The sequence below is a fragment of the Alsobacter sp. SYSU BS001988 genome, assembly GCF_054796215.1.
Map to the genome: position 1 here is coordinate 1 of NZ_JBTAMK010000015.1, position 14,041 is coordinate 14,041.

A 14,041-nucleotide genomic window follows, 5' to 3' on the forward strand; every position below is an offset into this window, starting at 1 on the left:
CCGGCCGAGGTCGTGTTCCCGTCGGGCGAACGCACGGCGCTGGAATACATGATCCATCCTCTCAAGGAGGCGTTCGCCAAGGGCTTCCGCGAGCGTTGATTTCGGGGTGAGGGTCGAGTACCCACACCAGGAACCCGGGTGATCGGCCCGCGGCGGGACACCGGACACGCGATGCGCATAGCCCTTGTCACGACCCAAGTGCCCTTCGTGACGGGGGGAGCCGAGCTCCTTGCGCGTTCGCTCCGGAACCAACTCGTCCAGTACGGCCACAAGGCCGAGATCGTTTCCCTGCCGTTCAAGTGGTTTCGACCTGTGACGAGTGGGATTCGGGCGTCAGCGACCATGGGAGCCGCCGGCTCCAGCGCTCCAACAACGGTTGGTCCGAGGCGGTGTACCCGCGCCCTCCCCTGGCCGAGCGCCACGAGTGCAGGGGCTATGGCAACTAAAGGATCTCGGACTCGAGGCTCCGGACGACCTGAGCCGGTTCTTCGACCTGGGCCCGAGCTACGAGGCGTCCGAAGCGCCGCGAGGTCCGCTGCGGACGTCTCCCCCGCCGCGACGGCGCGAGAGGCGGACGCCAGCCCCTCCGCGTCGGGCTCCCTCTTCAGGATCGTCGCGTAGATGGCGCGCCCCAGCGCGGCCGCGTGGTCCGGGGCGAGCATTTTCATCTCCGCAGGCATGCGGTGTTCACTGCCGGGGCGCGCCCAAGCGCGTCCGTCGTCGTTGAGCCGGACCACAATTGGACCGTCGCGCGGACGCCACCCCACCCGGATCACGCGGGAGCTTAGGACGGGGTTTACCATGATGCGCTAGGATCTTGCGCATGTTGAGAGTGCTCATGCGCGTAGTGACCGCCCTGTCCCGCCTTCCGCGTTTCGTCGCCCGCGTTCTCGTCGAGTTGGGCCGCGAGCAGTATCCGGCCGCGATGGCGGTCGACTTCCCCGGCCGGGGTGCTGGGAGCGTCCCGTCGGGCGTCGTCATCGCCAGCCGCTTCGAGGCTCGCCCCTGCGACGAGACCCGCGCGGCGGGGCAGGCGCAGGGCTGAGCTCCGCCACGGGATCGCCGTCCTTCGCCGCTACCCGATCCCGATGAGGCTCACGCATCATCGTCGGACGGCGTCGCTCGCTTTCATCGCGGTTCTGCTGGCGCGCGCCGCGCCCGCGGCCGAGGGCAACTGGCTCCTGGATGGCCGCTGGGTGAGGGAGCCCCTCCCCCGCCAGCAGGAGCAGACGGGCGACATCAACCCCGCCGGCCTGGAGTTCTCGGCGGAGTCGGTGGTCATCCGCGCGCCACCGCTTCAACCGCCCTTGCCCGACATGCGGCTGGAAGCCCGGTAGGAAATCGCGGGAGACAGGATCACGGTGCGCCTCTCGGGCCCGGCGGGAGCCCTGTCGGCCATGGAGTTCAAGCCCACGGGCGACGGCCGCGCCGTGGACACGGCCGTCTACGCTTATCGACGATGCGGCGGGCCGACGAGTTGAACCGTCCCGCCGCCCAGCCCAGCGTCACGCTTACGCTGTTCTCCCAGAATTCGAGGCGTCCTTACGTTGAAATTTTTTGATAACGGTCAATATTTTTGTGACTGCGGCGCCATCCGGTCCAACAATTGCGCATTCTCCCTGAAGAGCAGCGTTCGCGGCGGCGTCGAGACCTTGATCCTTCCGGTCCAGCAGGCGATGTGAGCCCATGGACGGAACCAGTCTCGCCTCGGCGCGCGCTTGGCGCAGCCTGCTCCAGACGTCGGCGACGGTCTTTTCGCTGGGCCTGGTGCTGCTCAGCCTGTTCCTTCTGACCTTCGACCCCTACAGCTCCGGCCTGCTGCGCGCCAAGCCGATCGCGCTGCAGGACGAGAACCGCCGCTTCTCCTACCCGCAGGTGGTGCGGGCCCACATGTTCGATAGCGCCGTCATCGGTACGTCCACGATCCGTCTGCTCAAGCCGGACCGGCTGGACGCCGCCTTCGGGGCGCACACGCTCAATCTGGGGATGAACGCCGCCACGCCCTGGGAGCAATCCAAGGTCGCGGACCTGTTCCTGCGCGAGACCCCGCGGCCGAAGCTGGTGATCGTCGGCCTCGACCCCCACTGGTGCTCGCCGGAGGCGACCCTGCCGTCGCGGCGGCTCACCGCGATGGCCTTCCCGGAAAGCTTCTACGACGACGACCCCTGGAACGACTGGGGCTATCTGTTCAACCTGCGCACGGTGAAGATGTCGTGGCGGCTGGCCATGAACTACCTGCGCAAGAAGCCCAAGCAGATCATCTCGCTCAACGGATACGACGTTTTCACGCCGGACGAAGCCAAATATGACGCGGCCCGCGCCCACGGCCACATCGTGTCGGAGGCCCGCTTCGCGGTGTCCGACATGAACGCTCCGCAGGAGCGCTTCGACCCGAAGGAGTTCACGTTCCCGGCCCTGCCCTGGCTCGAGCAGATTCTGGCACGGACGCCGGACAGCACGACGAAATTCGTGCTGTTTCCTCCCGCCCCCTCGGTCCTGCTCGCCAAGCCGGACAGCCGAACCGGAGCGCTGCTGGACGCCTGCAAGGCCAAGGTCGCCGAGATCGGAGCGACGCATGGGGCCACCGTGGTCGACTTCCGCTATCCGAACCCGGTGACGGACGACGAGACCAATTTCTGGGACAGCGTGCATTACCGCCTGCCCATCGCCGACCGGATCACCGACGCTCTCGCAGCCGCCCGCGCCACGGGCCAGAGCGACCCGGGCGGCTTCTACCGCGTGCTGGCGGCGCCCGGCCGGCGTTCGGAAAAGCCGGAAGGCTGAACGATCGACGGGCCGCGAGGTTCCCCAAAGGCAGAGCGGTAGGCCGGACATCCCACGGTCCACACGCCCTCGGCGTCCCTGGGCCCGGGGATGGGCGACTCCATCCCGGCGCGGAACTCCGGCGCGCTGAGATAACGGGATTCGAAGTCGGCCTGGATGATGTCGCCCGGGCTCGGGCTCCAGCCCGCGAGGTGGAGGGCAAGCCCGTTCAGGACGATCAGGGACGCTGGCATGGACATGGCTCGCCTCCGATCCATGCACTCTAGTCCGTGCTCCCAACCGGGAACGTGCGCCCGCTCACATCCCGCAGACGTCCGGATTGGCGATCGCCTCCCGGCGCGTGGTTCACCCGCCGCCGGACGGAGCGCCGTATCGCAAGCCGTCCATGAGCAGGCGCACGAGGCGGCGGGACCTGTCCCGCCATTCGGGCCCTTCCGAGGCCGAGTAGATGCTCGACAGCGCGTGCAGGACGTCGGCGCTGTCGGCGTCCTGCCGGATCGCGCCCGCCGCCACGGCCCGCTCGACCAGGGTCTTCAGCGCCAGCGGGATGACGCCGGAGGTCTCGGCGAAGAGCGGCGAATCCGACTCGTAGAGGATCTTGAGGCTCTCATGCATGCCGCGCTTGGCCGCGATGTAGTCGACGAAGCGCTGCATCCAGAGCGACAGGGCCTCGTCGGGCCGGTGCTCGCGGAGCAACTCGACCGCGGCGTCGCGCATGGCGGCGACCTCGCGGCGATAGACCACCTCGATCAGGGCCTCGCGGTTGGGAAAGTGGCGATACAGGGTGCCGATGCCGACGCCCGCCTGGCGCGCGATGGATTCCAGCGAGCTGTCCACGCCCTGCGAGGCGAAGACCCGGGTGGCGGTCTCGACCAGCCGGTCGCGATTGCGCCTGGCGTCGGAGCGCAGCCTCTTGCCTCCCCCGCCGCCCGGGCGGTCGCCATGGTCCATGCTCACGTCCGAGGGCCTCCCCTGATGGCGTTGTCCGATCTTCTGGATTCGACTGTCAAGGCGGCTTCGCCGAGGCTGGCCAGGGTCGGCGCCAGCACCTATGACTCGGCCATGACCGGCGCCGGACGCCACAGCATCAGACGAGGTCGCCTTGGCCGAGCTTGAAACCGTCGTGAAGGAGATCGTCGACGAGATGAAGCGGCGGGACGACCGCGGCGTCGTCGCGTCCTACATCCCCGAACTCGCCCGCGTCGACCCGGGCGCGTTCGGGATGGCGGTGATCGACGCGGAGGGAAATCTCTTCGAGGGAGGCGACAGCGACACGGCGTTCTCGATCCAGAGCATCTCCAAGGTGTTCACCCTGACGCTGGCGCTCGGCATGATCGGCGACATGCTGTGGCGGCGCGTGGGACGCGAACCCTCGGGAACGCCGTTCAACTCCATCGTGCAGCTGGAGAGCGAGCGCGGGATCCCGCGCAATCCCTTCATCAACGCCGGCGCGATCGCGGTGACGGACGTGATCCTCTCCGGCCACAAGCCGCGCGAGGCGCTGGGCGAAATCCTGCGGTTCATGCGGTTCCTGACCGACGATCCGAGCATCGTGATCGACGAGGCCGTCGCGGCCTCCGAACAGAGGACGGGCTTCCGCAACCGGGCGCTGGCCAACTACATGAAATCTTTCGGGGTGCTCGACAATCCCGTCGACTACACCCTGGGCGTCTATTTCCACCATTGCGCCATCGCGATGTCGTGCCGGCAGCTCGCGGCCGCAGGCCGCTTCCTGGCCCATCTGGGCCGCAGCCCGGTCACCGGCCACGCCGTGGTCCGGCCGGAACGGGCGAGGCGCATCAACGCCCTGATGCTGACCTGCGGCCACTACGACGGGTCGGGAGAATTCGCGTACCGGGTCGGCCTGCCCGGCAAGAGCGGCGTCGGCGGAGGCATCCTGGCGGTCGCGCCGGGGAAGGCCTCCATCGCGGTGTGGTCGCCCGGACTGGACGTCTCGGGCAATTCCCATCTCGGCCGGATCGCGCTGGAGACGCTGACGCGGCGGATGGGATGGTCGATCTTCGGGGCCTGAGGCCAGCCGGCTCACTTGCGCGGGGGCTGCTCGGAGTCGCGAAGCGCCGCCTCGTGATACCAGGCGCCGACATCCACCTCGGGAGAACGCGCCCCCTCATGCAGGAAGGCCGGCTTGCGGACAGGCCGTTGCTCGCCGGACTTCGACCTGGAAGGGAACGGGTAGATCTTGGCCGACTCGCGGCGGGGCTGCTCGGACATCGTGGGCCTCATCGGTGAAAGCTTGGCGGACACGCGTTAGGCAACGTCGGAGTGTAGCAGACGTTGCGCACACTTTCCCCCTTGTGCCTCCCCGTTCGGCTCTCGCTGCCGAATTATTCGGCGTGGATGCACAAACCTTGTGCAGCTAGGCCGTGACGGCCCGGCGGTCTCACGGCTCTCGCGGCCCCGCGCTCGCCTGAAGGCCTCCGACCCGACCGCTTTTCGCTCGTCCGGGCCGCGATTCGCGCCTGGAGAGCGGGTCCGGGCGCGCCTGCGGCGGTGCCGGGCTGGCATGCAAAATGCTTTCTCCGGACGAGCCCGAAGCGACGCCCTGCGCGGCGGGTCGCCAAAGATCTTGGGCGCCTCGGTGCTTTCATCAGAGCGGGTGAGACGGAAGCGATGACAAAATACAAGCTTGAGTACATTTGGCTGGATGGCTACACGCCCGTGCCGAACATCCGGGGCAAGACCCAGATCAAGGACTATGACAGCTTCCCCACCCTGGAGCAGCTGCCGCTCTGGGGCTTCGACGGGAGCTCGACGATGCAGGCTGAGGGCCGGAGCTCCGACTGCGTGCTCAAGCCCGTCCGCGTCGTCCCCGACAGCCAGCGCATCAACGGCGCGATCGTGCTGTGCGAAGTGATGATGCCGGACGGAAAGACCCCGCATCCGTCCAACAAGCGCGCGACCATCCTGGACGACGAAGGCGCCTGGTTCGGCTTCGAGCAGGAGTACTTCTTCTACAAGAACGGCCGTCCGCTCGGCTTCCCGGAGACCGGCTACCCCGCGCCGCAGGGGCCGTATTACACCGGCGTCGGCTACAGCAAGGTCGGCGACGTGGCGCGCAAGATCGTCGAGGAGCATCTCGACATCTGCCTGGCGGCCGGCCTGAACCACGAGGGCATCAACGCCGAGGTGGCCAAGGGCCAGTGGGAGTTCCAGATCTTCGGGAAAGGCTCCAAGCGGGCCGCCGACGAGATGTGGATCGCCCGCTACCTGCTCGAGCGCCTGACCGAGAAATACGGCATCGACATCGAGTATCACTGCAAGCCCCTCGGCGACACCGACTGGAACGGCTCGGGCATGCACGCCAACTTCTCGACCGCCTATATGCGCGAGACGGGCGGCAAGGACTATTTCGAGCGTCTCATGGCGGCCTTCGAGGCGGCCCGCGAGGATCACATCGCCGTCTATGGACCGGACAACCACATGCGCCTCACCGGCAAGCATGAGACCCAGTCCATCCACCAGTTCAGCTACGGCGTGGCCGATCGCGGCGCTTCGATCCGCGTCCCGCACAGCTTCGTCAACAACGGCTACAAGGGCTATCTGGAGGATCGCCGCCCGAACTCCCAGGGCGACCCCTACCAGATCGCTTCCCAGATCCTAACGACCATCTCGTCCGTGCCTCTCGCCGCCTCCGCGGCGGCCTGAACCACGCAGACGACCACGAACGACGGCGCGGCGCGGGGGCATGCTCCCGCGCCGTTTCGCATGGGGCCCCGCCAAGCGCTCCGCCGCTGCGCGCCGCCCTACGGAGTATTCCGGAGATCGCAATTTCTGCGTGCATCGGCCGTGACATCGCAGCCCGGCTGGACCAAGCTCGCGCCTTCAGCTGACCGGGGGCGGGCGCATCGCACATGAATGACCAGACGATCGACACGGCTCCAGGGGCCGCTCCGCCGGCCGAATCGGAGGTCGCCCAGCTCGTCAGCGAAATCACCAAGCGCCTGACCTACTCGCTCGGCAAGGACCCGAGCGTCGCCCAGAACCATGATTGGCTCACGGCCAGCATCCTGGCCTTGCGCGACCGGATCATCGACGTGTGGCGGCGCTCCACCAAGGAGAGCTACGCCCACGGCCGCAAGCGCGTCTATTACCTGTCGCTCGAGTTCCTGATCGGCCGCTCCTTCGCGGACGCGCTCAGCAACCTGCAGATGACCGAAACGATGCGGCAGGCCCTGGCGCAGCTGGGCGTCGATCTCGACGCGATCGAGCCCATCGAGCCGGACGCGGCCCTCGGCAATGGCGGCCTCGGCCGGCTGGCGGCCTGCTACATGGAGAGCACGGCCACCACCGGCGTCCCCTGCCTGGGCTATGGCATCCGCTACGATCACGGGCTGTTCAAGCAGCAGATCATCGACGGCCATCAGGTGGAGTCGCCCGAGGATTGGCTGTCCTTCCGCAATCCATGGGAGTTCGAGCGCCGCGAGAGCGCCTACCAGATCGGCTTCGGCGGTTCCTGCGCGGCCGTCAACGGCTCGGCGCAGGTGCAATGGACGCCGGGCGAGCGCGTGTTCGCCGTCGCCTATGACACGCCGGTGATCGGATGGCGCAGCTCCGGGGCCAGCACCCTGCGGCTGTGGCGCGCGCAGGCCGTCCACCCTCTCCACCTGGAGATGTTCAACACCGGCGATCACATGGGCGCGCTGACCGAGCGCTATCGCGCCGAAGCGATCTCGAACGTGCTCTATCCGAGCGACACGAGCCCCGCCGGGCAGGAACTGCGCCTGCGGCAGGAATATTTCTTCACCTCGGCGTCGCTGCAGGACCTGCTTCGCCGTCACCTGAAGCAGTTCAAGGATGTGCGGCTGCTTCCCGACAAGGTGGCCATCCAGCTCAACGACACGCATCCGGCCCTGGCCGTCGCCGAACTGATGCGGCTCCTGATCGACGACCACCAGCTCGACTGGAGCGAGGCCTGGTCGATCACCAGCGGGGCCATCTCCTACACGAACCACACGCTCCTGCCGGAGGCGCTGGAAACCTGGCCGGTGTCGCTGGTCGAGCGGCTCCTGCCGCGCCACATGCAGATCATTTTCGCCATCAACGCCCAGTTCCTGGATCTCGTGCGGCGGTCCGACGAGCATCATGCGGCCGATCTCGCATCCCTGTCCCTGATCGACGAGCAGCATGGGCGGCGGGTGCGCATGAGCCACCTGGCCTTCGTCGGCTCCCACACGGTCAACGGCGTTTCGGCCCTGCACACCAACCTGATGCGCCAGACCGTGTTCGCGCCGCTGCACAAGATCTACCCGCAGCGGATCACCAACGTGACCAACGGCATCACGCCGAGGCGATGGCTGTTCGGCGCGAACCCGAAGCTCACGGCCCTCCTCAGCGACGTAATCGGCGAGGACGTGACCGACGACATCTCGCGCCTGTCCAGGGCGCTGCCTCACGCCAAGGATGCGGCGTTCCAGGAGCGCTTCGCGGACATCCGCCGGCTGAACAAGGAGCGCCTGGCGCGGACCATCAAGCAGGAGCTGGGGCTCACGGTCGACCCCACGATGCTGTTCGACGCGCAGATCAAGCGCATCCACGAATACAAGCGGCAGTTCCTCAACATCCTGGAGACGATCGCCCTCTACGACGCGATCCGGGCCGAGCCCTACCGGGACTGGACGCCCCGGCTGAAGATCTTCGCCGGGAAAGCGGCGTCGACCTATCATTCGGCCAAGCTGATCATCAACCTGATCAACGACGTCGCGTCCGTGGTGAACAACGACATCACCACCCGGGACCGGCTGAAGGTGGTGTTCCTGCCCAACTACAATGTCAGCCTGGCCGAGCTGGTGATCCCCGCCTCGGACCTGTCCGAGCAGATCTCGACGGCCGGCATGGAGGCCTCCGGCACGGGCAACATGAAGTTCGCGCTGAACGGCGCGGTGACCATCGGCACGCTGGACGGCGCCAATGTGGAGATCCGCGAGAGGGTGGGCGAGGATAACATCTTCGTCTTCGGCAAAACGTCGGCCGAGGTCGCGCGCGAGCGGGAGGCGCCTCGCGCGGCCGAAGAGGTCATCGCCGAGACGCCCTATCTGGCGGACGTCCTCGAGGCGGTCGCGACCGGCGCCTTCTCGCCCTCCGACCGCAACCGCTACGCCGGCCTGATGGCCGATCTGCGCCGGGACGACAGGTTCATGGTGCTGAACGATTTCAGGTCCTACCGGGACGCCCAGCGCCGGGTCTCCGAGCGGTGGCTCGACCGTCGCGCCTGGTGGGAGACGTCGATCACCAACACCGCCCATTGCAGCTGGTTCAGCTCGGACCGGGCGGTGGGCGAATATGCGGAGCGGATCTGGCGGATCCCGCCCCGAGAGGCGAAGCCGGCCTGACGCGTCGGCTCGCCGCCGGCCGCGCAGGGAGGGTTGGCCGATCCTGCGCGACGTTCAGCGCGAGGCCAACTCGGCCAGCCCCTTGCCGATGCTCACCAGCGCGATGAGGCCGAGGCTGACCACGGACGCCCATCGGTGAAGCGAGGCCGTGCTGCGCCGGAACGCCTTCTGGCCGAGCCAGGTCCCGAGCACCATGACGGGCAGTCCGGCGACGGCGAGGCGCGCGGATTGGCGATCGAAGAGGCCGATCGCGGCCGCGCTGGCGATGGCCAGCATGGACGTGGCCAGGAAGAAGACCAGCAGCGAAGCGCGCGCCGCGGCGCGCTGGATCGGCGCGGACATGTAGTAGGCCACCGCGGGCGGCCCGGGCATCGCGGCGACGCCGTTGAAGAGCCCGGCCAGCAGCCCCGCCGTGGCCGTCACGAGCCTGCCCGGCATGGCCGCGAGGGCGAAGCCCCGCCCCAGCACGACCACCGCGCCCATGGTGATCAGGCCGATGGCGATCCTGGCCGCGGGGGCCGATATGGCGTGCAGCGTGAGCACGCCGACCGGAGATCCCAGCGCAGCGCCGAGGGAGAGCCAGCGCAGCGACGGCCAGTGGCATTCCTGCGAGGCCTTGCGCAGATCCACGAGGCCGCCCAGCAATTGCAGGCCCAACGCCACCGGGACCGCCTGCGCCGGGGCCATCGTCATCCCGAGCATCGGCACGGCGGCCAGCGCGAAGCCGAATCCGGTGAAGCCGCGCAGCAAGGCGGCCAGGAAGACGGCCCCGCCGGCCCAGGCGAGGGTGGCCGGCGCCAATGCGAGCGTGGCGAACCAGCCCTGCGGGTCCCATCCGGCGAACGGCATCGGCTCCACGATCTCACGGCTGCGCGTCGGCCCGGCGCGCGCCGCATCCGCATCGCACGCCCGCGGCGGCGCGCCAAGTCCGACGGGCTGGGCCTCGGGTCAGGCGGGCATAAGTCGGGGCGTCGCGGCGTCGAGAGTCGTCCTGAACCGGGCGAGCATCTCCTCGATCTCCGAACAGGTGATGACCAGCGGCGGCGTGAAGGCGATGCGGTCGCCGATGGCGCGAACGATGAGGCCGGCCTTCTGGCACTCGTCCTGGACCACGAGGCCGGCCTTGGCGGCGGGCGCGAAGGGCGTCCGGCTGGCCTTGTCGGCCATCAGCTCCACTCCGGCGATCAGGCCGACGCCGCGGGCGCGTAGATCTTGAGCGTTTCGAGGGCCACCGCGCAGGCGACCGGGTGACCGCCATAGGTGAAGCCGTGCCCGAAGGTCCCGAGCTTGCCGGATTGGTCCAGCATCGCCTGGTAGATCTTGTCGGAGATCATCAGCGCCGAGATGGGCTGGTCGGCGGCCGACAGCGCCTTGGCGCAGGACACCAGGTCGGGCTGGCGGCCGCAAATCTCACAGTACTACATCGCGCCGGTCCGGCCGAAGCCGCAGTTCACCTCGTCGGCGATGAAGAGGCTGTTTGGCGCGCCCTGCGGGCGGCGGTCGAAGTATGAGTGCTGGAGCCCGCCCGCGTGATCCAGATCGGAATTCGGGCCTGAAAACGCTCGATAGGTGAGCGTTCAGTTTATCGTCCGGCATGCACGTGGTCACGATGGAGGAGTTCGACGACAAAGGCTGGGCCTTTGCGGCGCAGAGTCGCGGCGGGTCGTCAGCGCCGGTTCGGCCTACCTGTCCTATACAGACGATGCGGGAGCGCAGCGGTAATCCGCGCCCTGGGCGAGTTCAACTTCGTCGACCCGGACCGCGTGGAGGTCTCGGCCCTTCGACCATGGCTCGCTCACCTCGCTGACCGGCTCCGCGATCCTGTTCGAGATCCTGTGCGTGCTGGCCCCCGCACGGGCGGCCCGGATGGCGAGAGAGGAAAAAGGCCCCGACAGGGTGAACCACCCCTTCGAAAACACAACCGACTACAACTCTCCAACGCTTTGTTCAGTGTTGCGTCGGATGGTGAGGAGGGTCCGATCGGATTGGTGCTCGCCGTGGCTGCCACGAGACAGAAGAAGGACGGCGGCGCGGTCGTTGTCACCGCAAAGGGCGTCGATGGGCTGATGGCGTCCGTCGGGATCGACCAGGCGACGCTGATGAAGACGCAGGCGCTGCGCCAGGTCGCGATCGACCATGTCGAGAGAGCCGCCTCAGCCTATTGCGACCACATCGACCAGAATGTGCCCGACATGGGCGCGATCGTCCGCGCGCACCGGGCGTCGATGATCGCGACCGAGCGGCGGCACCTCGAGATCCTGTTCTCGGGGACGCTCGGATCCGACTATCTCGACGCCCTCAACGAGGCCACCGCCACCGAATTCGCCGAGGCGCTGGGGGCCCGGACGCGGCTGGGCACCATCGTGAGGCTGGTGGGTCCCCTGTTCGCCGAGATCAGGCGCAGCCATCGCCTCTCGCCGCGGCGGGCCGTCGATCAGTGCGAAGCGCTGATGAAGCTTCTTCTGGCCGACGCCCTTGCGGCGACCGTGACGCACCAGCGCGCGGAGCGCTGGAACCTGTCGGCGCGCAAGCAGAATCTGGAGGAGGCCGCGGCCGCCCTGCAAGGGCAGATCCAGTCCCTGGCGGACGGATTGCGCCACGCGGCGACCGTGCTGCGGACAGCGGCGAAGGCCAACTCGGCCGGCAGCAGGCTGGCCGGCCATCAGGCCGAAACCGCCGAGGAAGCCTCGCGCGAATGCGCCAGGCGAATCGCCGGCGCGGCCGCCGCCACGCAGGATTTCGCTCAGGCGTTGCGCCGGGTGGAGGAAGAGACCCAGCAGTCGCGGGACATCGCCGGAATGGCCGTCGCGAATTCGGCGGAGGTCACGATGGGCATCGCCAAGCTCGCGGACGCCACCCGCCGGATCGGCTCTATCGTGACGTCGATCCAGGAGATCGCGACGAAGACTAACCTCCTGGCCCTGAACGCGACGATCGAGGCGGCGCGGGCGGGCTCGGCCGGGCGCGGGTTCGGCGTGGTGGCCGGCGAGGTGAAGACGCTCGCCCAGCAGACCGCCAAGGCCACCGACGACATCGCCACCCAGATCGCTGCGGTCCAGAGCGCGGCGGACGACTGCGCGTCCTTCGTCGAGGCGATCACCGACACCATCGGGCGCCTGGACAGGTCGTCCGCCACCATCGCCGAGACGGTGCGGACACAGTCGCTCACGACAGCGGCCATCGTGTCCTCTGCGCAGTATGTCGCCACCCAGGCCCAGGCGGGGCTGACCTCCACCCAGGAATCGCGGACCGCGATCCTGGCCGTCTCAGAGCGGTCGGCGGACCTCGACGACGCGGCCCAGCAGGTCGAACTCGCGGCCACGCAGATCACCAATCTTGTGGATCGTTGCTTGGAAGACATCCAAGCGATCTAGCGCAAACGCCCGGACCAAAACACCGCTGCGCCTGCGACGCGACCTTCGCCGACCGATCGTTCACCTTCATCGGCGCCTTTGGGTCCTGCGGGCTTTACCGCAGGGCGTAAGCGCCGTCCGTCTCACGTCAAAGCGCGTCAGGACGCCGGAGCCAGCGCGCCTTGGGCGGCTTCGAGGGCGGAGCGGGCCCAGGTGACGGAGTGGGAATCGGCGCGCATGACGCTCACCTGCGCGCTGGCGCTCAGGGCGAGGGACACGATCCGCTGGACGTCCGCGGCGGTGCGGTCGGTGACGGCGACCCAGGTGTTGGCCGGAGCGGCGCGCAGCGCCCCGATCCTCTCCATCTGAGCGGCCACGAAAGTCTCGGTGATGCGGTCGTCAGGAGTTATACTGATGAGTGCTGTCGCCACTGTGGTCATTCCGCGTTAAAGGCATGCGAAATTAACCATGCCGGACTACGCGTCACTGGGCCGAGCGAAGTTATTCAAGCTATCCACAGGCCGAGCCGAAAGTTTTCGTCGCCGACGATTCCGCTTGCATCAGCGCGAGCTTTGCTGTCGCGCCGGCGTCCTGGTCGGCCCGCGCCGATCCCGCGGACCGGCCGAAGGTCAGTGGATGCCGTCCCAGGTCTGCTCATCGGCCAGGGCGGCCTCTTTCAGCTCGCGCTCGACCTTCGCGCGTAAGACCAGGATCTGGGTGGTGAGCCACTCGCCGCGCTCGACCAGGCTCATGCTGGCCCATTCCTCGTCGGACGCGGCGATGCCGGCCGACAGCAGTTCGGACCGGAACGCGTCGAACAGCTGGCCTTCCTGACCCGGCGCCGTCACGAGCCTCAGCGGCGATTCAGATTGAGCGTCCACGACTTCGCCCTCTTAGCTTGAGCTAAGCGTTTCTGCTTCAAATGCGGTGGGCAGTCAAGCTTATGCTGATGCGTCACTTAGCAGGCAATTAAGTTCAGTCTGTGCAAGTGACGGCGCAGCTAATTGGACGCCGTCGCCTCTGGCCGCGACTTGCATTCCTTCACCATGCCGTCGAATCCCCGATAAGTCTTGGTCTGGGGATTGTAGCTCTTGTAGTTGGCGCAGCCCAGCGACCCACGCCCGCCGGACGGCGCAACGGCCGGCTGAGCCTCCGCGGCTGGCGCCCAGATCTCCGCACTGGCCATCTCGGGCTGCGCCTCAGGCGCGAGAGCGGGACGCGCGGCGACGGTCGGGGCCGACGTCTGGGGCCCGATGGTCGGGACGGCCGGCGGAAGCTGCAGGGGCTTGCCGGTCTGCAGCGCCGGCTGCACCAGCACGTTGCGCGGGCCCGAACGGGCGGCGTCAGGCGCGTTCGCCGAGGGGGCGGCGACCGGCGCGGCTGCGGCGATCGGCTGAGGCCTCGGCGCAGGGATCGAGGGAGCCCGAGCGTCGAGCGCCCGGAAACCGACGACGAGAACGATCCCGAACGCCACGGGGGTCAGCAAAAAACGCAGCATCAGCGACTCCTTCATCGCGCGTGTTGTCTCATATGGCGCAATCTGCGGGAAAAATC

General features: G+C 68.0%; 15 protein-coding genes. 7 read left to right on the plus strand and 8 right to left on the minus strand.

The window, feature by feature from the left end:
• Window positions 1-823 precede the first annotated feature (823 nt).
• From ACYVO7_RS20740 to ACYVO7_RS20750, 3 genes are all read left to right on the plus strand, one after another.
• Entirely contained in the window at window positions 824-1,045 is a 222-nt protein-coding gene (locus ACYVO7_RS20740) for a hypothetical protein (protein WP_460451692.1), read from the plus strand.
• Between the two features lie 43 nt (window positions 1,046-1,088).
• Window positions 1,089-1,337 (plus strand): hypothetical protein, encoded by a 249-nt coding sequence (locus tag ACYVO7_RS20745; protein ID WP_460451693.1) that lies wholly within the window; start codon window positions 1,089-1,091, stop codon window positions 1,335-1,337.
• A gap of 349 nt (window positions 1,338-1,686) precedes the next feature.
• On the plus strand, window positions 1,687-2,784 hold the full coding sequence (locus ACYVO7_RS20750; protein WP_460451694.1) for a hypothetical protein: 1,098 nt from the start codon (window positions 1,687-1,689) through the stop codon (window positions 2,782-2,784).
• A gap of 345 nt (window positions 2,785-3,129) precedes the next feature.
• Here ACYVO7_RS20750 and ACYVO7_RS20755 read toward each other — a convergent pair whose 3' ends face one another.
• Window positions 3,130-3,735 carry a TetR/AcrR family transcriptional regulator gene (locus ACYVO7_RS20755; protein ID WP_460451797.1) on the minus strand — a complete coding sequence of 202 codons (606 nt, stop codon included), beginning with the start codon at window positions 3,733-3,735 and terminating at the stop codon, window positions 3,130-3,132.
• A 151-nt stretch (window positions 3,736-3,886) separates the two neighbouring features.
• On the opposite strand from ACYVO7_RS20755, the gene ACYVO7_RS20760 reads away from it, so the two are divergent.
• Entirely contained in the window at window positions 3,887-4,816 is a 930-nt protein-coding gene (locus tag ACYVO7_RS20760) for a glutaminase (protein ID WP_460451695.1), read from the plus strand.
• Window positions 4,817-4,827: 11 nt separating this feature from the next.
• Here the strand turns inward: ACYVO7_RS20760 and ACYVO7_RS20765 are convergent, their stop codons facing one another.
• Window positions 4,828-5,016: a DUF2735 domain-containing protein gene (locus ACYVO7_RS20765; RefSeq protein WP_460451696.1), complete on the minus strand. Its 189-nt coding sequence runs from the start codon at window positions 5,014-5,016 to the stop codon at window positions 4,828-4,830.
• A gap of 399 nt (window positions 5,017-5,415) precedes the next feature.
• Between ACYVO7_RS20765 and ACYVO7_RS20770 the strand changes: the two genes are divergently transcribed.
• Together ACYVO7_RS20770 and ACYVO7_RS20775 are read left to right on the plus strand one after the other, a co-directional pair.
• Complete coding sequence (locus tag ACYVO7_RS20770) at window positions 5,416-6,450, plus strand: glutamine synthetase beta-grasp domain-containing protein (protein WP_460451697.1); 1,035 nt, start codon at window positions 5,416-5,418, stop codon at window positions 6,448-6,450.
• A gap of 206 nt (window positions 6,451-6,656) precedes the next feature.
• The gene (locus ACYVO7_RS20775; protein WP_460451698.1) at window positions 6,657-9,134 is read left to right on the plus strand and encodes a glycogen/starch/alpha-glucan phosphorylase; all 2,478 of its coding nucleotides are present in this window, start codon (window positions 6,657-6,659) and stop codon (window positions 9,132-9,134) included.
• A 54-nt stretch (window positions 9,135-9,188) separates the two neighbouring features.
• Here ACYVO7_RS20775 and ACYVO7_RS20780 read toward each other — a convergent pair whose 3' ends face one another.
• The 3 genes from ACYVO7_RS20780 to ACYVO7_RS20790 form a co-directional block, all read right to left on the minus strand.
• On the minus strand, window positions 9,189-9,983 hold the full coding sequence (locus ACYVO7_RS20780) for a TSUP family transporter (protein ID WP_460451699.1): 795 nt from the start codon (window positions 9,981-9,983) through the stop codon (window positions 9,189-9,191).
• Window positions 9,984-10,082: 99 nt separating this feature from the next.
• Window positions 10,083-10,301 (minus strand): hypothetical protein, encoded by a 219-nt coding sequence (locus ACYVO7_RS20785; RefSeq protein ID WP_460451700.1) that lies wholly within the window; start codon window positions 10,299-10,301, stop codon window positions 10,083-10,085.
• A gap of 17 nt (window positions 10,302-10,318) precedes the next feature.
• Window positions 10,319-10,543: an aminotransferase class III-fold pyridoxal phosphate-dependent enzyme gene (locus ACYVO7_RS20790; RefSeq protein WP_460451798.1), complete on the minus strand. Its 225-nt coding sequence runs from the start codon at window positions 10,541-10,543 to the stop codon at window positions 10,319-10,321.
• Between the two features lie 588 nt (window positions 10,544-11,131).
• Here ACYVO7_RS20790 and ACYVO7_RS20795 point away from each other — a divergent pair.
• Window positions 11,132-12,508, plus strand: coding sequence for a methyl-accepting chemotaxis protein (locus ACYVO7_RS20795; RefSeq protein WP_460451701.1), 1,377 nt, complete (start codon window positions 11,132-11,134; stop codon window positions 12,506-12,508).
• 137 nt (window positions 12,509-12,645) lie between these two features.
• On the opposite strand, the gene ACYVO7_RS20800 is transcribed toward ACYVO7_RS20795, so the two are convergent.
• The 3 genes from ACYVO7_RS20800 to ACYVO7_RS20810 form a co-directional block, all read right to left on the minus strand.
• Entirely contained in the window at window positions 12,646-12,918 is a 273-nt protein-coding gene (locus ACYVO7_RS20800) for a hypothetical protein (RefSeq protein WP_460451702.1), read from the minus strand.
• 198 nt (window positions 12,919-13,116) lie between these two features.
• Window positions 13,117-13,368 carry a hypothetical protein gene (locus ACYVO7_RS20805; RefSeq protein ID WP_460451703.1) on the minus strand — a complete coding sequence of 84 codons (252 nt, stop codon included), beginning with the start codon at window positions 13,366-13,368 and terminating at the stop codon, window positions 13,117-13,119.
• Between the two features lie 119 nt (window positions 13,369-13,487).
• A complete protein-coding gene (locus ACYVO7_RS20810; protein ID WP_460451704.1) occupies window positions 13,488-13,985 on the minus strand; it encodes a hypothetical protein in 498 nt (165 codons plus the stop codon).
• Window positions 13,986-14,041: the final 56 nt, after the last annotated feature.